This window comes from Rudanella lutea DSM 19387, from assembly GCF_000383955.1.
Taxonomy (GTDB): domain Bacteria; phylum Bacteroidota; class Bacteroidia; order Cytophagales; family Spirosomataceae; genus Rudanella; species Rudanella lutea.
On the sequence record NZ_KB913013.1, the window covers coordinates 1,347,139 to 1,371,054 of the forward strand.

21 protein-coding genes are annotated in these 23,916 nt (G+C 56.3%); 9 read left to right on the forward strand and 12 right to left on the reverse strand.

The window, feature by feature from the left end; genetic code table 11:
• The first annotated feature begins 143 nt into the window (after positions 1–143).
• Positions 144–1,154: a type IX secretion system protein PorQ gene (gene porQ, locus RUDLU_RS0105750; protein WP_281168765.1), complete on the forward strand. Its 1,011-nt coding sequence runs from the start codon at positions 144–146 to the stop codon at positions 1,152–1,154.
• 101 nt (positions 1,155–1,255) lie between these two features.
• On the forward strand, positions 1,256–1,450 hold the full coding sequence (locus RUDLU_RS0105755) for a hypothetical protein (protein ID WP_019987404.1): 195 nt from the start codon (positions 1,256–1,258) through the stop codon (positions 1,448–1,450).
• A gap of 122 nt (positions 1,451–1,572) precedes the next feature.
• On the opposite strand, the gene RUDLU_RS0105760 is transcribed toward RUDLU_RS0105755, so the two are convergent.
• From RUDLU_RS0105760 to RUDLU_RS0105790, 6 genes are all read right to left on the reverse strand, one after another.
• On the reverse strand, positions 1,573–2,496 hold the full coding sequence (locus tag RUDLU_RS0105760; protein WP_019987405.1) for an FHA domain-containing protein: 924 nt from the start codon (positions 2,494–2,496) through the stop codon (positions 1,573–1,575).
• 219 nt (positions 2,497–2,715) lie between these two features.
• Positions 2,716–6,696, reverse strand: a complete 3,981-nt coding sequence (locus tag RUDLU_RS0105765) for an FtsW/RodA/SpoVE family cell cycle protein (RefSeq protein ID WP_019987406.1) — start codon at positions 6,694–6,696, stop codon at positions 2,716–2,718.
• A gap of 21 nt (positions 6,697–6,717) precedes the next feature.
• On the reverse strand, positions 6,718–8,013 hold the full coding sequence (locus RUDLU_RS0105770) for a serine/threonine-protein kinase (RefSeq protein WP_019987407.1): 1,296 nt from the start codon (positions 8,011–8,013) through the stop codon (positions 6,718–6,720).
• A 5-nt stretch (positions 8,014–8,018) separates the two neighbouring features.
• Positions 8,019–9,581, reverse strand: coding sequence for a serine/threonine protein kinase (locus RUDLU_RS0105775; protein ID WP_019987408.1), 1,563 nt, complete (start codon positions 9,579–9,581; stop codon positions 8,019–8,021).
• 5 nt (positions 9,582–9,586) lie between these two features.
• The gene (locus RUDLU_RS0105780) at positions 9,587–10,645 is read right to left on the reverse strand and encodes a PP2C family protein-serine/threonine phosphatase (RefSeq protein WP_019987409.1); all 1,059 of its coding nucleotides are present in this window, start codon (positions 10,643–10,645) and stop codon (positions 9,587–9,589) included.
• A 98-nt stretch (positions 10,646–10,743) separates the two neighbouring features.
• Positions 10,744–11,802 carry an FHA domain-containing protein gene (locus RUDLU_RS0105790; protein ID WP_019987410.1) on the reverse strand — a complete coding sequence of 353 codons (1,059 nt, stop codon included), beginning with the start codon at positions 11,800–11,802 and terminating at the stop codon, positions 10,744–10,746.
• 173 nt (positions 11,803–11,975) lie between these two features.
• On the opposite strand from RUDLU_RS0105790, the gene hslU reads away from it, so the two are divergent.
• On the forward strand, positions 11,976–13,388 hold the full coding sequence (gene hslU / locus RUDLU_RS0105795; protein ID WP_019987411.1) for an ATP-dependent protease ATPase subunit HslU: 1,413 nt from the start codon (positions 11,976–11,978) through the stop codon (positions 13,386–13,388).
• Between the two features lie 77 nt (positions 13,389–13,465).
• On the opposite strand, the gene RUDLU_RS0105800 is transcribed toward hslU, so the two are convergent.
• The 4 genes from RUDLU_RS0105800 to RUDLU_RS0105815 form a co-directional block, all read right to left on the reverse strand.
• A complete protein-coding gene (locus tag RUDLU_RS0105800; RefSeq protein ID WP_019987412.1) occupies positions 13,466–13,882 on the reverse strand; it encodes a hypothetical protein in 417 nt (138 codons plus the stop codon).
• 12 nt (positions 13,883–13,894) lie between these two features.
• Complete coding sequence (locus RUDLU_RS0105805) at positions 13,895–15,079, reverse strand: MFS transporter (protein WP_019987413.1); 1,185 nt, start codon at positions 15,077–15,079, stop codon at positions 13,895–13,897.
• Between the two features lie 66 nt (positions 15,080–15,145).
• Positions 15,146–15,784, reverse strand: a complete 639-nt coding sequence (locus RUDLU_RS28645) for a class I SAM-dependent methyltransferase (protein WP_019987414.1) — start codon at positions 15,782–15,784, stop codon at positions 15,146–15,148.
• A 295-nt stretch (positions 15,785–16,079) separates the two neighbouring features.
• Positions 16,080–16,451 carry an HPF/RaiA family ribosome-associated protein gene (locus RUDLU_RS0105815; protein ID WP_019987415.1) on the reverse strand — a complete coding sequence of 124 codons (372 nt, stop codon included), beginning with the start codon at positions 16,449–16,451 and terminating at the stop codon, positions 16,080–16,082.
• 198 nt (positions 16,452–16,649) lie between these two features.
• Here RUDLU_RS0105815 and mltG point away from each other — a divergent pair, with 198 nt between their 5' ends.
• From mltG to RUDLU_RS0105845, 6 genes are all read left to right on the forward strand, one after another.
• Positions 16,650–17,684, forward strand: coding sequence for an endolytic transglycosylase MltG (gene mltG / locus RUDLU_RS0105820; protein ID WP_027302797.1), 1,035 nt, complete (start codon positions 16,650–16,652; stop codon positions 17,682–17,684).
• Between the two features lie 114 nt (positions 17,685–17,798).
• Positions 17,799–18,218: an acyl-CoA thioesterase gene (locus tag RUDLU_RS0105825; protein ID WP_019987417.1), complete on the forward strand. Its 420-nt coding sequence runs from the start codon at positions 17,799–17,801 to the stop codon at positions 18,216–18,218.
• Positions 18,219–18,242: 24 nt separating this feature from the next.
• The gene (locus RUDLU_RS0105830) at positions 18,243–19,214 is read left to right on the forward strand and encodes a YihY/virulence factor BrkB family protein (protein WP_019987418.1); all 972 of its coding nucleotides are present in this window, start codon (positions 18,243–18,245) and stop codon (positions 19,212–19,214) included.
• A 300-nt stretch (positions 19,215–19,514) separates the two neighbouring features.
• On the forward strand, positions 19,515–20,495 hold the full coding sequence (locus RUDLU_RS0105835; RefSeq protein ID WP_019987419.1) for a glycosyltransferase: 981 nt from the start codon (positions 19,515–19,517) through the stop codon (positions 20,493–20,495).
• Positions 20,496–20,665: 170 nt separating this feature from the next.
• A complete protein-coding gene (locus RUDLU_RS0105840) occupies positions 20,666–21,286 on the forward strand; it encodes an L-threonylcarbamoyladenylate synthase (RefSeq protein WP_019987420.1) in 621 nt (206 codons plus the stop codon).
• A 64-nt stretch (positions 21,287–21,350) separates the two neighbouring features.
• Positions 21,351–22,391 carry a hypothetical protein gene (locus RUDLU_RS0105845; protein WP_019987421.1) on the forward strand — a complete coding sequence of 347 codons (1,041 nt, stop codon included), beginning with the start codon at positions 21,351–21,353 and terminating at the stop codon, positions 22,389–22,391.
• A 170-nt stretch (positions 22,392–22,561) separates the two neighbouring features.
• On the opposite strand, the gene RUDLU_RS0105850 is transcribed toward RUDLU_RS0105845, so the two are convergent.
• Positions 22,562–23,170 (reverse strand): CAP domain-containing protein, encoded by a 609-nt coding sequence (locus RUDLU_RS0105850; RefSeq protein WP_019987422.1) that lies wholly within the window; start codon positions 23,168–23,170, stop codon positions 22,562–22,564.
• 93 nt (positions 23,171–23,263) lie between these two features.
• Positions 23,264–23,905, reverse strand: a complete 642-nt coding sequence (locus RUDLU_RS0105855) for a hypothetical protein (protein WP_019987423.1) — start codon at positions 23,903–23,905, stop codon at positions 23,264–23,266.
• Between the last annotated feature and the right edge of the window lie 11 nt (positions 23,906–23,916).

The following is a 23,916-nucleotide window of genomic DNA, read 5'->3' on the forward strand; positions in this document are numbered from 1 at the left end:
AAAAAGCGGGCCGTGTGGGGTTTGATGTGTATTTTGGTACCGAAATTTGAGCCAGGTGGGTTTCTGACACCCAGTCTGCCTGCCGGTGTAAAAATGAGATTCGGCCTTTGACACAACTGACTTTTTTTGGGGGATTACTTTTGTTGGCAACGTCTTTGGTCAGTATGCCAGCCCGTGGTCAGTCGTTTGGCGGGCAGCGGGTGTTCCCGTTTCTCAACCTGCCTACCCACGCCCGTGTAGCTGCTTTGGGCGGGCAGGTGGCATCGGCAACCGAACCCGACGGGGTTTATTTCCAGAATAATCCCGCCCTCGCCGACTCGCTCCCTCCCCACGAGCTGGGCCTGAGTTTTATGCCGTATCTGGCCGCAGCTCGGTACTACACGGTTCAGTACGGGCTACCAGTTCGGGGCAAAGGCCGCTGGGCCGCGGGCTTGCAGTACCTCAGCTACGGCCAAATGAACCTCACCGACCCACAGGGTAACACCCTCGGTACGTTTTCGGCCAATGACTATGCCCTGGGCCTGACCCACGCCCGCACCGAGGGCGCCTTTAGCCTCGGCGCTACGGTCAAAGCGGTGGGTTCTGCCATCGAAACCTATTCAGCTTTTGGGCTGATGGCCGATTTTGGGGGCGTGTGGCGGCATCCCAAACAAGCCCTGACCGTAGGTATCACGGCCAAAAACGCGGGGATTCTGCTACGCAACTACGGACCCTCACGCGAGGCCGAGCTTCCGTTCGATTTGCAGGCGGGGGTTACGTTCAAGCCGCGTTACGCACCCGTTCGGGTCACGCTCACGGCCTACCAGCTGCACCGTTTCGATATTGTTTACAACGACCCGGCCCTCAACGTCACCTTCGACCTGAACGGCAACGCCATTCCGCGCCGGGTGAGTCTCGCCAACCGGCTGGCGCACCACCTGATTGTGGGCACTGAGTTACTCATCAGCCGCAACGTCAATTTGATGGTTGCCTATAACCACCGGCAACGGCAGGAAGGCCGCCTGCTCAACGGCGCTGGTTTGTCGGGGCTATCGTTTGGGGCATCGGTACAGGCACGAGCTTTTCAGCTCACCTACGCCCGATTTGTGTACACGCCCACGGCAGGCGGCAACAGTCAGCTCTCCCTCCGCATTGATCTGGCGCGGCTGTTGTAAGGAGAGGCAGCATAATTTACTCGATGCTGTTTATCAATTTTCTCGTAACTTAAGGTGTTATATATCAATAACCGGTCTATTAGATCTTGTCTTATAGCACAATGACACAAACCGAATTCATAAAAACGTTTGAAACATTCCCTGCAAAAGCAAGATTAGCTATCGCCAGGAAAATTCAGGCACGGATGATCGACGAGTTGTTCGAGGAGCTTAACGCTGACTTACCTGATGCACCGTTGACAACCGACGAAATTCAACAAGAGATTGACGCCTATCGCCGTGAACAGAAAGCGTAAAGTCCGCCTTGTTATCGATGCGAATTTGTTTATGTAAAGATTTGCTCACTTTAGAAACCTACCAAAATACTACTATTGTAACGATGGGTCAGTTTCTTTCCATTCTGGCTTTGCTTTAAGATTTACAGCAGTTCTATCAGTAGCTTTGCTTCGCCACCAAGCTCAATCTGATCCGCATGGGCCAGGCGGTACCCTACGCCCGGCAGGTCGGCACGCTCCACGGTGTCGTCTACCCGCAGAATCTTCGTTTTGTTCCCGTTGGCCGGTAGCCCTCCCGCATCGGCAAAAAGCCGGAACTGCCGGTTGGCCGCATCGTACCGAATGGTAGCGTGCTGCCGACTCACGCTCAGGTTGGGCTCGCCCCGCTGCGGGTCAAAATAGGGTTCGCCCGAATCGACAAAGGCGATGTCGTTGGTACGAACCCGGCCCGATGCCGTTTGCACCATGTCGCCCCGACCAATTCGAAATTCAGCCTGCACCGCCGGATCGAGCAGGTAGGTTTCCTGCACGGTTTGGCCCGTGAGGGTTCGCAAGCGCGCCCGCAACGGCTGACTACTCTGCGGATGTACCACCGTCAGGCCCAGATTCCCCTGTTGATAGGTACAGTCGGCCGGGAGCGCATCGCGCACAAACTGCCAATCGAACTGCCAAGCGGGAGCCAGTTTAATGTACTGATTGGCCAGGTGGCGGCTTAGTTCGGCCTTAAAATGGCCCGGTTGTCCTGCATACAGGGCAACGGCCATACGGTCTTCCTCTTCCGGGCTTGCGCACCGAATCCACAAGGTCAGGCCCACCGGTAGGCCGTCGGTTTCGCTCACGTAAGCCGCCAGCTTATCGACCACAAACCGGTACAACTGCTCGCGCTGTTGCGGAGTGGCGGGCATGGCCCCCCGCGCCGGGTCGGGCGGTGGCGCAACCGGCGAGACAACCGGAGTCGGCTCAGTTGAATCGGTTGGTACCGGTCCTGACCCAGACTCACTCCGCCCGGACGGAGCCGACCCAGAGCCAAGCCCAAAAAACTGTTTCAAACTATCGATAAAAGCCATGTGCATTCAAATGTGTAATGTGTAATGCGTAATGCGTAATGCGTAATGCGTAATGCGTAATGAATAGCCAATAAACTGACAATCAACAAAATAATTCACAACCCATTGTTCGTTGTTCGTTGTTCATTGTTCATTGTTCACTGTTCACTGTTCATTGTTCGTCGTTCACTATTCACTCATACCCGCCAGCGGCCCGCACTCTTTCACTCTTTTACTCTTTTAATACGTCCCCAAATACCCCCGCGCTTTCAGGATAGGCGCAACGGCTGTATTGGCCAGTTTCACCGCATCGGCCGACGACTCTGTGAGTTCGATACGGATACAGGTGACCGTTTGCGAGCGGCCATCGGGCGTGGGGGCGAAAAAGACGTACCAGCCATCGTTCTGCTTTTCGCCCATGACAATACGCTCGGGCGTACCGGTTTTACCCGCCACTCTGGCAACCTCAATCTTGGCCCGGCCACCCGGATTCGACTGCTCAATCATAAACTCCCGAAGCCGGTCAGCGTAGGCCGGCTCGCGCATCAGCGGTACACCTTTACCCAAAGCGACCCGCTTGCCAGCTCGCCGAACCACGTAGCGCGAAGGCTGCATAACGCCCCCGTTGGCAACGGCCCCGGCCATCCGGGCCAGCGCAATAGGCGTAGCCGTGAGCTGCCCCTGCCCCCACGCCAGCCCCGAAAACTCGCTCCGGTACCGCCGGGGGTAGCGCAAATCGTTGTAGAGCTTCCGCCGAACCACAAACGACGAATCATGCCAGTGTTTCATAATCTCGGCCCGATCGGTGGCAGAATGAGGGTCGGTAAAGGAGTAGCCCCCCACGTAGTCGATGTTCATACCCGTGGCCAGGTAGAGATTCGCCATTTCGTTGTCTAAGGCGTATTCATTGGCCAGGCGGATGAAGTACACGTTGCTCGACCGAACAATAGCCTGCCGCATATCGACCGCTCCCCCACAAGGCTCACTCTCCACCTTCCCCCGGCGGATAATTTCGCCACAACTGACCGAAAAACGCACGTCGGCTCCCTCGATACCCAGTTTGTTCAGTCCGGCGGTGGCCGTCATAATCTTGGCCGTTGAGCCGGGGGCTGTCGGGTAAGTCAGGGCCAGATCGCGCTCGGTAACCAGATACGGCAAACTCAGCCGTTCGCGGTCGGGCAGGGCCAGCTCGTCGGGGCGTTTCAGGTTGGGCAACGGGTACACGGCTGAGGCCAGCACCTCGCCCGAAGCGGCATCGAGCACCGCCACCGACATTCGCTTGTCGTTGAACTCCGATTCGGCCAGGGCTTTCTGCAATTCAACCTGCAAAGCCGCATCGACACTCAGGTAGAGGTTTCGGTTGCGGGCCCGGTATTCTTCCACCACCTGCCCGTCGATTCCCGACCGGATAGCCGGAGCCAGTTCGCGGTAATCGTATAAGGGCAGGGTAAGCGCCCGGTCGACGGGGGCCGTAAAGCGGTCGGGCCGGTAGCGGGTTGTGAGCAGAGTGTTTTGCCGGGGATGGTTGTCAAAACCACGCAAATCGCTCAGGTGCGACGCTTCGGCAAAATAGCCGTTTTGCTGCGCCCAGAACAGCCGGGTATTGGCGTCGCCCACCCAGTAAAAAAGGTGCTCGCCAAAGGGGTAAAATCGTTTTAGCCGACGGCGACTAAGGGCCGTCAGGTCGGCTTGGTCGAGACCAGCCTGCCGAAGCCGGGGCAGATTTCGGCGGACGGTATCGGGCGAACTCGTGGCCAACACCTGCCCCTTTCGGTCGTAGAGCGTACCAGCCGCCAGCACGTCGGTCAGGCGATTAATCCGCGGATTGTAGCTGTAAACGGGCAAGCCATCGCGGCTCAGCACCCGGCTTGGGCGCACAATGTAGTCGGCCCAGTTGAGCAGAGCCACCTCGCCCGCCCGGCCGATCAGTACCAGCATCCCAATCAGAAAACCGGCAATCCCCGTAGCGAGCACGGGGTCGTACTGTTTCTCCAGATACACATGCTGCTCCACATCGCCGGGCCGGGTCGAGAGAGCAAACACCACGCCCATGGCCGTCAGGTTGATAATGAGCGACACTTTGCCGTAACTCAGAAAGGGCACCGAAATGCCTGTAAGCGGAAACAGCCCCAATGAGCCGCCCGCAATCAGAAAAAACTGAACGCCCGTAGCCAGTGCAATGCCCGCACACAAATAAAAACTAAATGGCTGACCTGCCCGGCGGGCATGGAGCAGAGTTCGGTGCAGGAGAATGAACAGCAGCAGACAAACGACCACCAGGCCCGTCCAGCCCAGTTCTTCGGCCAGGCTCGGCAGCACCATATCAGTATGGGTGGCCGGCATGGCCGTCGCAAACCCTTTGCCAAGGCCCTGCCCGGTCCAGCCGCCGGTAGCCAGCGTCCAGAGGCTGTGCGCGAGGTGGTCGCCCCCGTACACATCGTTGTTCCAGGGACTGAGCCACATGGCTTTACGGTCGGCCAGGCGGTCGCCCACTACCGGAATCTGATCGCCAAAGGCAAAAGCGGCCATTACCAGCACCAGTAGCACCGGCCCCTCGGCGAGCAAGGCCAGCCAACCCGCGGGCGTTGCCGACCGGGCATGACCCGTCAGTACCAGCAAACCAAGGGCTACCACTACGGCCACCCCGGTAGCCAGTACCGCAGGCAACAGCCAAAGGGCCACGCCGTACGCTACGCCGGTCAGGAGCGTGATGCCCAACGTTTGGCGGGCAATGGTGTAAAACAAGAGAAACGTAAAGCCCACCACCAGGGCCGGGCCCATATCGCCGAGCAACAGGTACAGCCCCATGAGCCCGCTCACGCCCATAAATACCCCGGCACTCACACGCCAGCGCCAGCGCAGGTCGGGCAGGGTGCGGAGTTGCTCTTCGTGGGCGGCAAAAAAACCCGCCAGAAACAGCAGAATGAGGTATTTGGTGAGCTCGCTGGGTTGAAAGAGCAAGCCGCCCACGTTCAGGTTGACCCGCACCCCACTACCCTCAGGGCCGGTGCCGAAAGCGAGTGTCAGGCCCGCCAGTGCAAAAGCCAGCACGAGCCAGGTCCAGCCCGTGAGCCGGAACGTGGACCGACGGCGCAGGTTGACCAGCGGATCGAACCACCAGCGGGTGTAAAACCGGCCCACGTTCAATTGTGATACCAACGCCAGCCCCAGCAAACCCAGCCCAACGCCCAGCATGGTTTGGCCGCCGTAGAACGTATCCTGCAACGGGTCCTGAATCGCCATCAACGTAAGCAACGACAATCCGGTGAGTACCATCAGCACCGGCAGCAGCAGCGGATCGGGCCGGAACCGCCGGATCGACCAGAACCCGTAAACCGCCCAGAACGCCAGCCCAAATAAGCCCACCTGTAGCCAGTACAGCCATCCAAACTCCGCGGGGGTACGCACTGTAAAGGCACCGTCGCTTTTGAGCTGCCCGTAGGCTACGGGGCCAATGAGTCGCAGCGTGTGCGGACGGGCCGAAAACTGAAAATCAAGCGAGCGGGTCAGGCTACTCGTGCCGCGTCGGCCGCCAAATTCAAACCCCGGCCGAAGCGGTAATACGCTGTACGCACCCTCGGGTTGAAGATCGGCAAACACAAACCGGCCGTCGGCATCGGTGCGGGCGTACGTGAGCGAGTCGCTACGCCGGGCGTCGCGACGCCCGGCGTCGTAACGCTTGAGTTGCACGAGCACGTCGGCCATGGGTCGGGGAGATTCGGCATTGTCGAGTACCTGCCCAGACAGTTGCAGGCCGCCCGCCCCTACCACCGACGGATAAGCCCGTGGATTTTGTAACTCCCGCACATAACTGGCCGAATCGAAGCCAATCAGTTGCCGCGATACGCGCAGTCGGCTGGCAAAATTATCGCCACCGATAGGGCTTTTCCACGGCAGGGGCGTCCGCACGGCAAACGCCCGTTTATTGATGGCCCCTAAATTATCGGGGGTTCCCTCCTGCCGCAGTTTGGCGGGCAGCGAGTCGGCAATCAGGTCGACATCGCGGCTATCCGACAGGTAATTACCCTGCCGAAACAGCCGCCGGATAGCCTCGCCCCGCAAACCCGGTTCGAGGTTGAGCCGGTTGCCGGTCAGATACGCCTGCTCAGCCTCCTGAAGCACCGGCACCCGGTTGATATACAGGCGGGTAAACAACAGCAACAGTAGCACCGTAGCTCCGAGCAGATAACCGCGCCCGGCCGGAAACAATCGTTCATTCATTATGCAGAAATAAGCTGACGTCTAATTTTGTGTCGTGTCGGGCACGGCCTCTCCGACGGAATCAGGTAGCGCTGTCCGCTCCTGAGGTATTTCATCCGAGGCCGATTCGGTCGCGAGGGGCTCCGTTTGAGCTTCGTTCTCACGTTCCGTGTCACCGCCAGATTCCGTAGCAGTATCAGCCGGAACAGGGCTCGATTCAGGCTCACTCAAGGTACTGTCGGCAGCCACAACGGCGGTCGAATCGGTCGGTAGCGTCTGGTTTTGGGCGTTGCCATCGGCAGGGCGGGTGTACAGAAACAGAGCCAGTGCCGCAGCGGCCACCCCACCCCCAATACCCCACCAAGCCCATTGGCCCGGACGCGGTTCGTCGACAGGCACCACCTCATCGGGCACCCGCTGAACCGTTGGGCCAACCCTTGTTTTGGGACCGTATCCGGCGGGTTCTTTCGCCGACCAATTGGCCTGCAAATGCTCCACCCGGCTTTGTTCGAGTGCCAGTTCCAGTTGGTCGGGGTTCCGAAGGCGCTCCTGCGGATTTCGTTCCAACAAACGCATCAGCAGGTTTTGCAGACCGGGCGGAATGGGCTCCCCCGAGGGTCGTACCGGCGTAGGTATGGGTGCCGTTAGCACTTGCTGCATGAAATAGGCCAACCCAGTTTCATGCTCCAGCCGAAAGGGCACCTGTCCGGTCAGGCACTCGTACAGCACCACGCCTAGGGCGTAGTAATCGGCAGCCTCGTCGATCTGACGCGGATTATCGAACTGTTCGGGGGCGGCATACTCACAGGTCATCATCGACTGCCCGGTGCGGGTGCGGGCGTTATCGTCAGACCAGAATTTGGCAATGCCGAAATCCGTGAGCAGCACATGCAGTTCGCCACTCACCAGCTTTCGGTACAGAATATTCTCGGGTTTTATGTCGCGGTGAACCACCCGGAGCGGGTGCACCGCCCGGAAAGCCTCGGTTAGTTGCAACCCCAACCGGATCACCGTCGGGATAGGCAGCGGCCCCTGTTGGCGCAACAGCGCGCGCACGTCGCCCCCTTCCACGTAATCCATTACCACATACGGCATAGCCGCAGTTAGCTGCACTTCACGCACCCGCACCACATTGGGGTGATTCAGTTGGGTCATAATGACCGACTCCCGCTCAAATCGCCGGAGCGTATCGGGGTCGGCCGGAAAAGCGTATTGTTTAATGGCTACCACCTCACCTGTAGCTGTGTGCCGGGCTTTGAGCACGCGGGTGTTGCCCCGGCCCAGTTCGGCCAGCACCTCATAACCGGGCAGGTGTGTGTTAAAATTAACCGTCGACATGACTATCAGGGGTTGGGCAACGAAGAGGAAGCAAGGCTGTCGGATGGGGCGGCATCAGCGCGGAGCACTTTGGCACTGAACCGTATGCCCCGTTGGCTGTCGGGTGCCCGGCGGGTGATAGAGCCGCCGGGGCCAATGTTGTTGAAATACATGATCGGCGACTTGAACGTATCGCCATTATCTTTCACATACGTCACCTGCACCGCCACCGACTTAAACGTAACCGTCGACGGGTTTTCCAACTTCACCGATAAGCCTTTTACGCCCCCAAAAAAGCCTACTTTCCCACCGAAAGCGGTAGCTTCGAGCTGTTTGGTGGCCCGGCTAACCTCCTCCTGATAGCGTTTGCGGGCCGCTTCGAGCGCCAGTTGTCGCCGACGTTCTTCCTGCGCCCGTTTTTCGGCAGCTGATACCGTCAGGTCCGAAAACTCAAACGTTTCCGAATCGCTTTCGGAATTTTCGGCACGGCTCACACCGGCCAAACCGGGGGTTACCGGCCGCGATGCCGTCGGTGTGAAGTACCAGTACACCCACAACCCGGTCAGCAGCAAGGCCCCTACCAACGCAGCCATTGGCCACACGGCACGGCTCCGGCGGGGTACCGTAATCCTCTCCTTATCCGTATTCGACACCGGGCGCACGGGGGTTTCGGGCGCGGCTTTTTCCCGAACCGGGGGCCGAAACGCCACTGTCTGCCCCGAGACGGGCTTTTGCTGATGGTACAGCTGCTCTACCTCGGCCTGTTTGAGAGCCAGCTTGGCCACATCGGGGTTATGCAGCCGTTCGCGGCAGTTTTTGGTCAGCAACTGATCGAGCAGAGCCACCATACTCCCCGGCAGGGCCTCACCCGTGGGCAGCACCGGCGGAGGGGGCGGGGTACTAAGCACCATGTTCATAAACGTGACCAGCCCGCTCTCATCGCGCATGGCAAACGGCACGCGCCCGGTGAGGCATTCGTAGAGCACCACGCCCAGAGCGTAGTAATCGGCAGCCTCGTCGATTTGACGGGGATTGTCGAACTGCTCAGGGGCCGCGTACTCGTACGTCATCAGCGACTGCCCGGTTACCGTAACGGGCTGTTCGTGCAGACGCGCCACGCCAAAATCAGTCAGCAGAAAGTGTAGCTCCCCACTCGACAGCTGCCGGTACAGGATGTTTTCGGGCTTCAGATCGCGGTGGATAATGCCCTGCGCGTGAATGAGCCGGAACACATCGAGCATTTGCAACCCCAGCCGGATGGTCACATCTACGGGCAGGTGGTTCTGCGTACTGAGCAAATGCCGCAAACTGCCCCCTTCCACGTAGTCCATCACCAGATACGGCAGGTCGGTATCGAGCCGGACCTCGCGCACCCGCACAATGTTGGGGTGGCTCATTCGGGTCATAATGGCCGATTCTCGCTCGAAACGGCGTAAGGTATCGGCGTCCGTATTGAGCGAAAAGTGTTTGATGGCCACCAGATCGCCGGTGGCAATATGCCGGGCTTTAAGCACGCGGGCGTTGCTGCGGTTTATCTCGCCCAAAACGTCATAGCCCGGAAAATTGGTATTGAAACTAACGGTTGGCATAGTCGTCAAGGCGTTCGAGTTGAGTCAATCGTTGTGAATGGTTTCGGGGTTCGGGCCGAGTCGGCTCGTACAGGTTGGGGGCGCGGTGTAGGTTCGGAGGGGCTAAGTTGCCACCAGAGTACCCCAGCCAATACCCCCAACACAACCAGCACGAGTGCACCCCACCGGCGTTTGGGCGGCTGTTCGGGTAAAGCCTCAGCGGCCAGAGTGGCCTCCGATTGCATCAGCCCCTGGGTTCCCACCCGTATCGAGGCCGTAGCTGACCGGGAGTCATCTATCGGAAGGGCCGGGGCTATTTCTGCTCCCTCCGGTGCTGAATAACGACCGAGCACCACCGTGATATTGTCGTGTCCGCCGGCTTCGTTGGCCGCGCCAATGAGGGCCTCTATCTGTTCGGCTACCGGCATGGGTTGGCCAAGTACATCCATCAGTTGAGCCCGCGTCAGCATATCCGTCAGGCCGTCGCTGCACAGCAACAGCACGTCGCCCGGCTCAAAATCGCTTTCACCCGATTCCAGAAAATCGGGGTCATCGACCCGATGAGGCATGGAGCCCACATCGCGCAGAATTTCGTTCCGGCGCGGATGCCGCATGGCCTCCCGTTCGGTGAGCTGATTGGCATCTTCGCGTACACCCACGAGTGAGTGGTCGTGGGTAATTTTTTCGAGTTGGCCCTGCCGGAATCGGTACAGCCGGGTGTCGCCCACGTGCACGTAGTACAGGCGCCCGAGCTGCGCATCGGCCACCACAACCGTCAGCACACAACACATCCGGGCCAGGGCCGGGTTTTGCTGCCGTTGCTGCACAATCTGGTTATTGGCAAACACCACGGCCTCGCGGAGCATGGTGAGTGTGTCGCCCGTAGGCGTAGCCATGTACTGCCCAATCGACTCCCGCGCCAGGGCTGCAGCCTCGGCTCCGCCCGCGTATCCGCCCACACCATCGATCACCGCCAACAGCACACTGTGGTCGGTCCAGAGCGGCCCGGCCAGATACGTATCCTGATTGTCGTGCCGGTTCTGACCTACGTCGGTCTGACCAGCTATCTCTAAAAGCGTCGTCATGCGGCAGGGTGTTATTGGGGCAGATTTCGGAAGTGCCGCACCAGCAGCACGCCCACAAACACGGTTAACACGAGCGCAATAATCACATCAATCATACGTCAGTCGGTGCGGGTAAACGTGAGCGTGACAACTCCATTGAGCAAAATCTGCGACGGGCTCGGCAACTCCACCCAAACCGGGTTGGTCGGTTCGCTGCGGGCCACAATCTGCTCGTTCAAGCGGGTTTCGTGTGCGCTGAACGAAGCCAGCTGAAACACCCCGGCGGAGGCATCGTACCGAATCCGGGCGTGGGGGTTCGACACGTAGGGCGACCGAAGCCGGATGTAATTGGCAAACGCGCCATTGTCGGGCTCATGCCGGGCAATAACCACTTCGCGGTCTTTCATCCAGTGGGTTTCTTCGGTGTTCTGATCGGCCATGTAGCAATCAATCCGGGCCAGGTGTTCGGGCCGGACCGGAGCTACTGGTGGCACTACAGGGCCGGGCGCGGTGGCGGGTGCCACCGACTGCGGGGCCGGGGCATTCGCTGATGCAACCCCGTCGGTAACAGCCGGGGCAGGCACCGGGGGGGCCAACCGGGCCGGGTCGATACGCACGGCAAACGCCCCCGACTCGCGGAAGTCGATGTGCCCAAAAGCGGGCAGGTTCACGTCCATTTTTTCGTAGACGTTCGTGTTTTTCACCTTGCGCGTAGCCTTCAGATTACTGTTTGCCGACGGCCGGGGGCCGGGGTCAATTTCAAGCGAATGCCCGGTCAACGAGCCAATCACCTCAATATCGGCGGGGCCAATGGCGCGGCCTTCAAACTCGGTGCCCGGCCCAAACTTAAACTGCCAGTGCGAGGCCACGGTGACAATTCGGTCGTCACCGCCCTTGCGCCGGTCTATGGCGGCATAAAACGCATTGACGGCCTCATTGACAATCACGGGCAGAGCCGCCAGCCGTTCGGTATAGCTCGACGGGTGGAGAATGACAATGTAGTGGGCATCAAAAAGCAGGCTGTTCCCAATGCTTTCGCGGTTGAGCGAGGCCTCAAAGCAACGGATCAGCTCGTGCAGAATCCGGTCGCTTTTGATTGGTTCGGGCGCGCCCGACTGCCGCTTGGGCACGAGCAGGTTACTTAACTGATCCCAAAAGGTCTTGGGTTGCTTTTCCATCGGATACATAACGAACCTTTGCCGCAAACGTACACACAGTATTTTTCTTGCGGCCAATAAGTTCGTTAATGGCTCCTGGCCCCCACCAGCCGAATTAATCCGGCCCATTCTGGCACAATTTTGCCCCGAATACGTTTCTTTAACCAAGAGCCACCACAAGGCCTGTTAACCGAATGACCCCATTACTGAAAGACCTTACGCCCCGGCAGATTGTTGCCGAACTGGACGGATACATTATTGGGCAGCACGATGCCAAACGCAACGTAGCTATTGCCCTGCGCAACCGCTGGCGCCGGATGAATGCCCCGGTCGATATGCAGCGCGAAATTACCCCCAACAATATTCTGATGATCGGGGCCACCGGCGTCGGTAAAACCGAGATTGCCCGCCGACTGGCCAAACTGGCCGATGCGCCCTTTACCAAAGTCGAAGCCTCGAAGTTTACAGAGGTGGGCTACGTAGGCCGCGATGTCGAAAGCATGGTACGCGACCTGGTTGAGCAGGCCATCAACATGGTGAAAGCCGCCAAAAAAGAAGCCGTGAAAGTCCGGGCAAGCCAGATTGTCGACGATCTGATTCTGGACATTCTCATTCCGCCGGTGCGGCCGTCGTCGTCAATGGTGCGACCGCTGGGCTTTGGCGATACGGGCGACAACAACGGCGACGGTATCCGCGATACCGATGCCGAACTGAACGAACGTACCCGCGAACGGTTCCGGGCCAAGGTGCAGTCGGGCGAGATGGACAGCCGACACATCGAAATCGACGTGCAACAGAGCCAAATGCCCAATATCGGCGTGATGGGCGGGGCTATCGACGACCTGTCGATGATGAATCTGCAGGAAATGCTCGGCGGCATGATGCCCAAAAAAGGCAAAAAACGCCGGGTGACCATTGCCGAAGCCCGCAAAATTCTGCTCGAAGAAGAAGCCGCCAAACTCATCGACATGGACGAGGTAAAAGAAGAGGCCATTCAGAAAGCGGAGAATGCCGGTATCATCTTTATCGACGAGATCGACAAAATTGCCACCAACCGTTCGGGCGGGGCGGGTGGACCCGATGTGAGCCGCGAGGGGGTGCAGCGCGACCTGCTCCCGATTGTGGAAGGCAGCACCGTAAACACCAAATACGGCACCATCCACACCGACCACATCCTGTTTATTGCGGCCGGAGCGTTTCACGTCTCCAAACCAAGCGACCTTATCCCGGAGCTACAAGGCCGTTTCCCGATTCGGGTGGAGCTGCAAAGCCTGTCGGAAGACGATTTTTACCAGATTCTGAAAGAACCCAAAAACGCGCTCACCAAGCAATACGTGGCCATGATGGCCGCCGAGGGCGTCGACCTCTCCTTTGATGACGAAGCCCTGCGCGAACTGGCCCGGATTGCGTTTCAGGTCAATTCGGAGGTTGAAAACATCGGTGCCCGCCGACTCCAGACGGTACTGAGTCAGCTGCTCAACGATTTCATGTTCGACATCCCCGACGTAATCGGACCCAACGCGCACGTACTGGTCACGAAAGAACTCGTCGCCGAAAAACTAAACGGCTTGGTACAGAACCGCGATTTGAGTCAATACATTTTATAGGACAGAATGGATAATGCAGAATGGACAATGTAAAATGTGAGAACTCGCATTACTCATTATCCATTTTGCATTATCCATTACACATTATCTCCGACATAGTTTGCCAATTGGCGCGCAGCCCGGTCAATATCAGCCCGTCGGGTCGGGGCCGGGTCGAAGCGGTTGAAGGGGTGCAGTTCGAGCACAAACGTCACGTCGATTTCATCATCGACGGGCGTAAACAGTTTGTAGCCAACCACACGCACGGGCATGAGTCCGTGCTTTTTTTTGTAGGTAAGCAGCCAGTTACCCAACAGCCGCTCGATGTGTTCGGTGGGCATATCGGGCGCAGGAATAAACCGCACGTAGGCATGGCCCCGGTCGACAAAGGCCCGACCGGGCACGCCCTTGCCGTCGGCATCGAAATGCCCTTCGCAACTCGAAAACGTTTGCACCAGTCCGGTGGCGTTGAGGGCCTCAACAAGCGGCAGAATACCGGGTTCGATAGAAGTCAATGTGTTTTTTTCTTACCGCTTCAGTTTCCAGATAAGCAACAAGGCCGACACCAGCGCCAGCAAGGCCGAAGCGGCAAACGAAGCCTGCGTGCCACCCGCCATGTGGTTGTAGAGCCAGCCAGCCGCTACGGCCCCCAAACCAATCCCCGCTTCGAGGGCAATGTACATGGTAGCCATAGCCCGGCCGCGCGTATGCTCATCGCTCAGGTCGGCTGTCCAGGCCTGCACGGTGGGCGAGTTCATGCCCCACGAGAGGCCGTACACCACACAACCCGCCCAAAACCAGACGGGTGCAGCCGCATCGGCCAGGCCAGCCAGTACCAGCATACCCATTGCCACCGCCAATGCCCCCGACGATACCAGCAGTACAGGCACCCGGCCGTAGCGGTCGGAGGTTCGGGCAAAGAGCACCCGTACTACCAGCGACGCAATCGTGTAAACGGTAAAAAACAGCCCCTTATTGGCCACGCCCAGCTTCATGCTCAGGGCCGGAATAACCGTCAGGACAGCCCCCGACGAAAACGAGAGCAGCAACAGAATCCAGAACGGCCAGCGGGCGTTTCGGTCAAATAACTCGTCGGCTTTCAGCTTCAGCAACCCCCACCGAAACGGCTCCCGATCGGTCAGCGTTTCGGGCATTCGGAGCAGAATCAGGATCGACAGCAGCGCAAATGCTGAGGAGGTGTAAAACATAACGTTGAGCGAAAACGACTCGGCCAGCCAACTGCCAATGGCCGGCCCCAACGACATCCCCGTGGCCGTAAACAAACCCAGGGCACCCATCGCTTCGCCCCGGCGGTCGGCGGGCACAACATCGGCTACGTAGGCGGCCGTAGCGGTGGGTTTGGTGCCCGTTGAAAACCCGTGAATGAGCCGTAACAACAAAAAACCCCAGACCGAGAGAGCCAGGGGATACATAAAACCGCACACAAAACACACCACCGACCCAAATGCCATAACAGGCACACGGCCGATACGGTCGGTGAGTTTGCCGCTGAACGGGCGCGACAGGCCCGCCGTAAGGGTAAACAACGCAATAATGAGCCCGACGTACTCCCGACCACCCATACCCTCCAGATAAGCGGGCAATTCGGGTATCATCATGGAGAAACTGGCCGAGAAAAGAAAGTTACTCGTACTCAGCAACCAGAATGGTAAGGTGTACAGCGACGGACGGGATTGAGTAGCAGCAAACATCAAACAGCGGTTGTATCGGGGTGCAAAGATACAACCGCTGTTTGGGGTTTTACAGCAAAAGTCGCTTTAGGCCGCAAGGGGTCGCAGTACTTTTACGTCCCAGCCGTTCTTGTCGGTTTTCACAAACGTGCTGTCGACAGTGGCAAAACCAGCTTCGATTTCCTTCCAGCGGGCTTCGCTATTGGCATGCCGACCGGTGTTCATTGAAATAATGAGCAAGCCATCGGGCTTCAGCATCGGCGCATACTGCGTCACCAGCTTGTCGACCATCGGCTCAAGGTAATAGATAGCTTCGTTGAAGATGATGATATCGAACTTCTGCTCCGTCCGCAAATCGTTCATATCCACGGCTTCAAACTGGGTCTGGGCATCGCCAAACCGCTGCCGGGCCCGTTCAATGGCCGTATCGGCTACGTCGGTGCCCAGATACGAGCCATAATGCTTCCGACCGATTCGCTGCGCCATGATGCCTTCACCACAACCAATCTCCAGAATAGCCGGGCTGTTGGGCTTCAAAAACTGAACGTAGCCCGCCAACACACTAAACCGCGCCAACTCGTCGAGGTTTTCGAGCCCATCCCAAAGCCCTTTTTCGTACTGGTAATTCCACCGGGAGCGGTCGGTACGCAGAATTTTACGGTTAAAGAAAGAAGAGATACTGGCTAATGGGCCTTGTGATTTCGCAGTTGGTACACTGTCGCTCATAATTTGTAAGGAGAAGTACAGATTACGTTGTTTGGTAAAACGAGTCCTGGTGTTAGTATTACTTTCAGAGAGGCAAGCATTACGTACAAAACTACGGTGCCGTTGCAGACAGTTGATTATAAATTGATTAATAAAATATTAGATTAGTCGTAGATAAACGATTAAAAGAAATACGTACAATTACATATACACGCCTAAACCTAAACACACTCAAAAGTAAGTAATTTTTACAGGTAAATAATAAACCCTGACTTCTGAAGAACAAAAGTCAGGGCCTAACTGGCAACCAAACTGATTAAGCCAGGCTTGCCGGATCAATCTCGTCAATATTGCCCCGGTTCGCATTGGTATGATTCCCAAATCGCTTTTCCAGTTGCTTTTGCAGCTTGGCCGCTACGTTGTTGATGAGCGTGTACCAGTTGTCGCCGTTATCGTCGGCAAACACATCATTGCCGGGTACCCCATATTTGATCCCTACATGCTTATCATTGCTGCGCTGATTCGGTTCCAGTTTAAGATACACCTCGGCCGTAATCACATCGCCTTTGTAATAGCGCCGGAGCTTACCCAGGGCATCCATCACCGAAGCTTCCAGGTCTTCGTCGAGCGTGAATCCAACGGCTTCAATGTCTAAGCGAACTCCGTCTAATGTTTCGTCTTCCTGCATAATCGTATCTATTTACGTCGAGTTTAGCGACCACGCTGAACGTTGGTGGCCCTACCCAAATAAATCGCTGCGGGGCTTTTTTGTTTGCAAAAAGTGGCCGGCAATCGCGTAGCGGTTTCGTACATCCTTCGGTTTACGGTCGGTTCTGCCTATTTTTGCGGCCTGTTTGGCTTCTTACCTGGCCAACGCTTTACGACCATGTCTCAAAACGTCAAGATTGGCCTTTTCATCGCCGTCTCCGTCATCTCAGTAACCTTTTCGTTTTACTTCTGGCAGGTGTTTCGGACGCCCAACCTCAACCTGGAAAGCGAAAAGCCGGTAGCCTTGCTGGTACCGCGGGGGGCTACCTTCCAAACCGTGCTGGACTCCCTGAAGGCCAACAAAATTCTCAACGACGAAAAGTCGTTCCGGTTTTTGTCGCGGCTGATGAAATACGACCAGAATGTGAAGGTGGGCCGGTACGAAATTCAGCCGGACATGGGCAATTACGAAGCCATCAAGAAATTGCGGAGTGGTAGTCAGGACCCACTCACGGTGACGTTTAACAATATCCGGCTGAAGCAGGACCTGTCGCGACGCCTGGGTGCCAAGTTTGCGTTTGGCCCCGACTCACTCGGCAAATACCTCGACGACCCCGCCCTGTGTAAAGAATACGGGTTCGATACCACCACGATCGTCTGCATGTTTATCCCGAACAGCTACGAGATGTTCTGGACCATTAAGCCCAAAGCCCTGCTCGACCGTATGGCCAAAGAATACAAGTCGTTCTGGACACCCGCCCGGCAGGCAAAAGCGAAAGCGCTCAACATGACGCAAACGCAGGTGCAGACGCTGGCATCTATTGTACAGGGCGAAACGAACAAGGTCGACGAACAGCCTCGGGTAGCGGGTGTGTACCTAAACCGGCTGGAGCGGGGCATTAAGCTCGAAGCCGACCCAACGGTGATTTTTGCCCTGCGCGACTTCACGATCCGGCGGCTCCTGAACAAGCAACTGACCGTCGACTCGCCGTACAATACCTACCGGTACACCGGCTTGCCCCCCGGCCCCATCAACCTGCCGTCGATCAATGCCATCGACGCCGTGCTGAATGCCGAAAAGCACGATTACCTGTTCTTCGTGGTCGACGCCCGTTTCAATGGCTACCACACGTTCTCGAAAACGCTGAGCGAACACCTCGCCAACGCCCGGCTCTACCAGAAGGCTCTGACCGAGCGGAAGATTATGAAATAGAAGGAGAAGGGAGGAAAGGGAGAAAGGAAAAGGGAGAAGCCCGATTTGGGTAATACTTTCCTCCTTTCTCCCTTTCTTCCTTTTTCCCTTTCCTCCTTCCTCCCTTTCTTTCCCATGTTTACTTTTCTTGTTTCAGACATCCGGGTTCGGTACGCCGATACGGATCAGATGGGTTACGTGTATTACGGCAACTACGCCCGGTTTTACGAGATCGGGCGGGTAGAGGCATTGCGGAGCCTAGGGTTTCATTACAAAGAGATGGAGGAATCCGGTGTGATGATGCCCGTGTACGAAAATCACTCGCGGTATCTTCAGCCCGCCCGGTACGACGACCTGCTCTCGGTGACCGTGACGATTCCGAGCCTGCCCAAGGCCCGCATTGTGTTTCAATACGCCATTCGGAACGAAGCCGGTCTGCTGCTCAACACGGGCGAGACAACGCTCGTGTTTCAACGGCGCGATACCGGGCGGCTCTGCGCGGCCCCCGAACCGTTGCTTCAGGCCCTGAAACCTTTTTTTAGTGAGACCGTTTGAACGTTGAGCAACCTCACTGATGATATGTTTGACAAACTCATGGGCTTGTCAGCGCTTTCGGGCGCTCGCGACTGGCTGCGCACTCACCGGCCCTTTGATTCGAAGGTCATCACCTGGTACGATTTCATCAACAAGATAATCGACAAAATAGCGGGTAACGACCTCAGCGAACGGGCCGCAGCCGTTGCGTTCAATCTGTTTCTGGCCATTTTTCCCGCTATTATCTTTTTATTTACCCTTATTCCGTACATCCCGATACCGGACTTGCAACCACAAATTATGAACCTGCTGAGCCGGGTCATACCAGCCGGTACGTTTGAAGCCGTTGATACTACCATTCGGGATATTATTGGCCGTCAGCGGAGTGGGGTACTATCGTTCGGTTTTCTGGCAACAGTATATGCCGCTACCAATGGTATGGTGGCCCTGATGAATGCATTTCATACCTCGCAGGAAACGCCGGACCGGCGAAGTTTTTTGAAAATCCGATTAACCGCGCTGGCCCTTACCTTTTCATTAGGTGTGGCAATTGTTGTAGCAATAATCGTGCTACTTGTAGGGGGTATCATTACGGAATACCTGCTTCAATTCGGCTTTTTTAGCAATCCGGTTATCGCCTATCTCCTCAGTTTCGTCCGGTATCTGCTGGTGTTTGCGGTGTTTGTAGGCGTGGTTTCGGTGATCTACAAGTTCGGGCCCGACGTTGACATGAAGTGGACATTTATCACGCCCGGCTCGCTCACGGCTTCGATCCTAATTGTGCTGACTACCCTCCTTTTTTCGTTCTACCTGTCCAATTTTGGTTCTTATAATAAAATTTACGGTTCAATAGGTACACTAATTGCCTTAATGGTCTGGATCAACCTGATCGCATTGCTGGTAGTACTGGGGTTCGAAATGAACGTGTCGCTGTATGGTTTGGAAGGTGAGAAAAAACCCAAACCCGAAGAGAAAGTGGCCGACACAAAAACAACAAACACCACTCTAAACAAGTAGTGTGGTGTTTGCAAACCCTAACCCATAAAATGTGATTAATGATTGCTCCCTTTGAGGCTGTGTACTAAACTGCGGAAGCAACCGGTTAGGATCAATTAAAAACCGTGCCAAACTTTCAATTGATACCGTAAACGTTAAAACAATTCCGTTCCCTAAAACGTCTGACCAGACGAATACAGGTTGGTGTAATATTGTGTCACTCAAATAAACCTGAACGTTAATCTGTATTCCCGACACTTGTAGCTGTGGCTACCTGCCGTGCGCATGACCTCCGTAACCGACCAAACAACCACCCTGCCAATGGGGCCTTATCTAAACCAGATAAAGCCGTGGGTGACCGTTGTGTGTACGTGTTACAACCACGAAGCGTATGTACAGGAGGCCCTACAGTCGGTGGTTGATCAGCGTTACCCGAATGTTGAACTGATTGTGATCGACAATGCCAGCAGCGACGGGAGCGCCCGCCGGATTACCGAGTTTGTGAAACGGCACCCCGCCGTACGGTTTATCCAGAATTCCGAAAACATTGGCCTGTGCCGGGCTTTCAATCAGGGACTGCGGCATGCCAACGGCAAATACCTAATCGACCTGGCAGCGGATGATATTCTTTTCCCCGACCGGATTGCCCGACAGGTAGAGCGATTCGAGCAGCTCCCGCCCGAATACGCTGTCGTGTTCAGCAATGCTGTGTACATCGACGAAGCAGGGCAACCCCTGTCTATCCACTTTCCGACCGACGAGCGGGGCCGGGCCGTGTCGGAAGTGCCGTCGGGATACGTGTTTAGCAAGATTCTGGAACGCTACTTTATCTGTACCCCTACCATGATGATGCGCCGTGCCGTGCTCGATGAGCTGGGCGGTTACGACGAATCGCTGGATTACGAAGACTTTGACTTTTGGGTACGCTCGGCCCGGCACTACGCGTACGGATACATCGACGAGATTCTGACCTACAAACGGCGTCTTCCTAATTCACAATCCATGCAGGTGATTGAGCCGCACAACCGGTTGCTGGCTTCGACCCTCGACGTATGCTACAAGGCCTTCGACCGCTGCCAAACCCCCGACGAGTACCACGCTCTGGCCAACCGGGTGCGGCAGTTTCTGCGCAAGGCGTTTTATGCCGAGCAGTTTGAGCTGGCCCTGCGGTTTGGGGAGTTGCTCAACCATATTGAAAGCCCCGGCCTGCTTACGTCCGGCATTCTGTTTCTGAGCCGCCTGCACCTGCCCGTCAACGGGTTGTACCAGCAGTACATCCGACTTCGGCTACGGTTCGTTTAGCCGCCCTCTGTACTAACGCTACGTTGTGTACGTCAATGCTACAGAATCATCTTTTGGGCATTCGTCGGGGTCATTACCATACATTTTGGGCCGTGGATAGTTAAACCTGAGGGCCAACATCAGCGCCATACCAGACAAAACTGTAATCGAAAAACCGTAAACTTGCCGCTATGCCAGCCGAATACATTCATATTCACCCCCAAACGCCCGAAGAACGGAAAATCCGGCATGTGGTATCGGCCCTGCGCGATGGCGCGGTGATCATTTACCCAACCGATACGATTTATGGGATGGGTTGCGACATTCATAATGCCCGGGCCGTAGAGCGGATCGCCCGGATCAAAGGCATCAAACCCCAGAAAAACGACTTTTCGTTTATCTGTTACGACCTGAGCCACATTGCCGATTACGCCCGCGTCGACAACGGGGCGTTTAAGCTCATGAAACGGTTGTTGCCGGGCCCGTACACGTTTATTCTGGACGCGACCAACCGTGTACCCAAGCTTCTGAATACGAACAAGAAAACGGTGGGTATTCGCGTGCCTGACCACGAAATTCCACGCCGGATCGTGTATGAGCTGGGTAACCCGATTATTACAACGTCAATCAAGGACGACGACGAAATTATAGAGTACCCCACCGACCCTGAGATTATTTTCGAACGGTTTCAGCATCAGGTCGATATTGTGATTGATGGCGGATACGGCGGTAATGTCCCGTCGACGATTATCCGGGCCGAAGGCACCGACGTAGAAGTCGTTCGGGAGGGGCTGGGTGTAGTCGATTTTTAAATAAAGTCAATTTAATCCACCAAGTCCTTAGAAATAATTACCCGAGGTCGTATTTTTCGGCATTATGTTCAAAAGTACGCTCTCTGCATCCCTGCTTGCTACCCTTTTCCTGGCCGGATGCCAATCCAGTTCCAAGCCGACCGAAGGATCGGCCAGCCCACCCGATTCGGCACAAACGCCGGTTTCGGCCACCACATCCTCTGTTTCGGCGGCAGCCCCCGCCCCCGACTCGGCCGGGGTGAGTACCGCCGAACCCCTGTCGCCCCTTGATTCGCTCAAGCTGATTGGCCCGAAAATTACCGGAGCTATTCTGCCTAACAAGCGGATTGTGGCCTACTACGGCAATCCGCACTCGAAAAAAATGGGGGCATTGGGCGAGTACCCTAAAGATGACATGCTGCAGCGGCTCGACCGCCAGAGCCAGGAGTGGGCCAAGGCTGACTCATTGCCGGTACAGCAGGCTCTGCACCTCGTCGCTATTTCAGCACAGGGCGCACCGGGCAAAGACGGCTACTACCGGATGCGGATGAGCGACAAAACCATTCGGAAGGTGATCCGGTGGGCCGCCGAACACAACGCCATCTGTTTTCTGGATATTCAGGTGGGTTTAGCTCCCCTCGGCCCCGAAATGGAGTTTCTGAAGCCCTACCTCAAGCTGCCATACGTACACCTGGGTATTGACCCTGAGTTTTCGATGAAAACCGGCGCCCGGCCCGGCACCAAGATTGGCACGTACGATGCCGCCGACATCAATCAGGCCGTCAACTTCCTGAGCGACATTGTGAAAGCGAATAACCTGCCCCCCAAAATTCTGGTGGTGCACCGGTTTACGCAGCGAATGGTTACGAACTACAAAAACATCAAGCTGAACCCCAATGTGCAGATTGTGATGCACATGGACGGTTGGGGGCCACCATCGCTCAAGATGGATACGTACCGCGACTACATCGTGAAAGAACCCGTTCAGTACACTGGCTTTAAGCTGTTCTACAAAAACGATCTGAAGAAGGTCGATATGCGGTCGAAGCACAAGGTTCCTCACCTTATGACTCCGCAGGAAGTACTGTCGCTCACGCCCAAAGTGGTTTACGTACAGTACCAGTAAACGAAAAACCTTCTCCTAAGTAACAGGCAGAGCTGTCATCTTCTTAAACCGGATGACTGCTCTGCCTTTTGTTTTTCACGTCTCTTTAGCGCTCTTTACCGAACGAAATAGCGGTCGGGGGAGATGCCGGAGAGACAAACAAAATCGTATGGTATCGACCGGTGATTCGCTTACAGCTGCGTTCCGAAGTCGGTCACCCAATAGTGTTTGTACGTGCTGGTAGTGCTGTAACCATACCCTACTCCCACCTCTTTGAAGTTCGGGTTCATGATGTTGGCACAATGGCCTGGGGAGCGAAGCCACCCATCAACTACCGCCCGGGTTGTAGTGTAACCGGCTGCGATGTTTTCACCCGCCGTACGCCAAACATATCCCTCACGAGTCATCCGATCCCAGGGCCGCGACCCATCCCGACCCGTATGACTGAAATAGTTGTATGTAGCCATATCGACCGCATGTTTGTCCGAAGCTGCGTTGAGTTTTGCGTTGAGTTGCAGGGGCGTAGTAGCCGGATATGTAGTTGATCCACAAAGGCATGACTTCGCACGGGCCTGATTCAAATACGTCAGAATTTCTTGTTGTTGTACCGTTGTGGCGGCTGCAACCCGGCCGCTTCCGCCAGCCTGAGGGGTTTGCACACCGGGCGCGTCGTTACTCTCTTTCCAGATCGAAGAAGCTACCGGCTGGGGTGTTTGTGTAAGAATCTGTTCCTGCTGAGGCTGGCAGGCCGTTGCCAGGCACAATAGTGATGCTACGTAAGCAAAATGGTTTGTTTTCATAAAACAATTGAATACTTGTTCATTTTTATGAACGACCAGTTTGCATCTGTAGTATTACTCCTTAAGTAGTTTTATGATCTGTTTTTATTACCGCTATTTCCGGGGTACCTTTTTTCCTGAGTTGATCATCCAGCCGATAGATACCCCGGCCGTAACACCCGGTTTACGCAGTGTGCTGCTATCGGTACTGCCTACCTGACGAACGCTCACAATCCGATACCCCACGCCCACGTACACATCGACAATAAACCGCGGAAGCTTAGCGATTGGGGCCTGCTGATAACCGACCTTGGCATTCAGGCCGTAGATATGCCGGTTTACCTGCGCCATTTCGGTAGCCGATAAAGCCCCCTCACGGGGTATTTTGAGCTTTTGCCGGTTTAACGCACCCTCGCCCGCCACGTAAAACCCACCGGGTGAACGACCCGATTTGAGTTTGCCGCCCAGCGCCGGGCTGATGTAATACCGAATTTCGGTACGCGCCTGCACCGACTCCGACGGCGAACCGGCCCGAACGCCCGGCCCAACCTGTGTTCCCCCTACCCCGATTCCGGGCTGTACACTCAACCGCGACGTCAACGGGAGCTCGACTGCCGCCTGCACCGTAGGGTCAGGACTAAGCAGACTCAGCGGGGCCAATTTTAGTACCGGTCCCGGTCCAATCCGTGCCGGGAGGGTGTCCTGCCCCCAGGCCAAAGCCGGCAGCAGCAGTAAGAGGCAAATAAACGTTTTCATAGCACAGCCAA

Coding starts and splice junctions, on each gene's coding strand:
- RUDLU_RS0105830 (WP_019987418.1), top strand. CDS start 18,243: ATGTTTGACAAACTCATGGGCTTGTCAGCGCTTTCGGGCGCTCGCGAC.
- mltG (WP_027302797.1), top strand. CDS start 16,650: ATGTCTCAAAACGTCAAGATTGGCCTTTTCATCGCCGTCTCCGTCATC.
- RUDLU_RS0105815 (WP_019987415.1), bottom strand. CDS start 16,451: ATGCAGGAAGACGAAACATTAGACGGAGTTCGCTTAGACATTGAAGCC.
- RUDLU_RS0105840 (WP_019987420.1), top strand. CDS start 20,666: ATGCCAGCCGAATACATTCATATTCACCCCCAAACGCCCGAAGAACGG.
- RUDLU_RS0105760 (WP_019987405.1), bottom strand. CDS start 2,496: ATGGCTTTTATCGATAGTTTGAAACAGTTTTTTGGGCTTGGCTCTGGG.
- RUDLU_RS0105755 (WP_019987404.1), top strand. CDS start 1,256: ATGACACAAACCGAATTCATAAAAACGTTTGAAACATTCCCTGCAAAA.
- hslU (WP_019987411.1), top strand. CDS start 11,976: ATGACCCCATTACTGAAAGACCTTACGCCCCGGCAGATTGTTGCCGAA.
- RUDLU_RS0105805 (WP_019987413.1), bottom strand. CDS start 15,079: ATGTTTGCTGCTACTCAATCCCGTCCGTCGCTGTACACCTTACCATTC.
- RUDLU_RS0105790 (WP_019987410.1), bottom strand. CDS start 11,802: ATGGAAAAGCAACCCAAGACCTTTTGGGATCAGTTAAGTAACCTGCTC.
- RUDLU_RS0105780 (WP_019987409.1), bottom strand. CDS start 10,645: ATGACGACGCTTTTAGAGATAGCTGGTCAGACCGACGTAGGTCAGAAC.
- RUDLU_RS0105765 (WP_019987406.1), bottom strand. CDS start 6,696: ATGAATGAACGATTGTTTCCGGCCGGGCGCGGTTATCTGCTCGGAGCT.
- RUDLU_RS0105775 (WP_019987408.1), bottom strand. CDS start 9,581: ATGCCAACCGTTAGTTTCAATACCAATTTTCCGGGCTATGACGTTTTG.
- RUDLU_RS0105825 (WP_019987417.1), top strand. CDS start 17,799: ATGTTTACTTTTCTTGTTTCAGACATCCGGGTTCGGTACGCCGATACG.
- RUDLU_RS0105835 (WP_019987419.1), top strand. CDS start 19,515: ATGGGGCCTTATCTAAACCAGATAAAGCCGTGGGTGACCGTTGTGTGT.
- RUDLU_RS28645 (WP_019987414.1), bottom strand. CDS start 15,784: ATGAGCGACAGTGTACCAACTGCGAAATCACAAGGCCCATTAGCCAGT.
- RUDLU_RS0105770 (WP_019987407.1), bottom strand. CDS start 8,013: ATGTCGACGGTTAATTTTAACACACACCTGCCCGGTTATGAGGTGCTG.
- RUDLU_RS0105845 (WP_019987421.1), top strand. CDS start 21,351: ATGTTCAAAAGTACGCTCTCTGCATCCCTGCTTGCTACCCTTTTCCTG.
- RUDLU_RS0105855 (WP_019987423.1), bottom strand. CDS start 23,905: ATGAAAACGTTTATTTGCCTCTTACTGCTGCTGCCGGCTTTGGCCTGG.
- RUDLU_RS0105850 (WP_019987422.1), bottom strand. CDS start 23,170: ATGAAAACAAACCATTTTGCTTACGTAGCATCACTATTGTGCCTGGCA.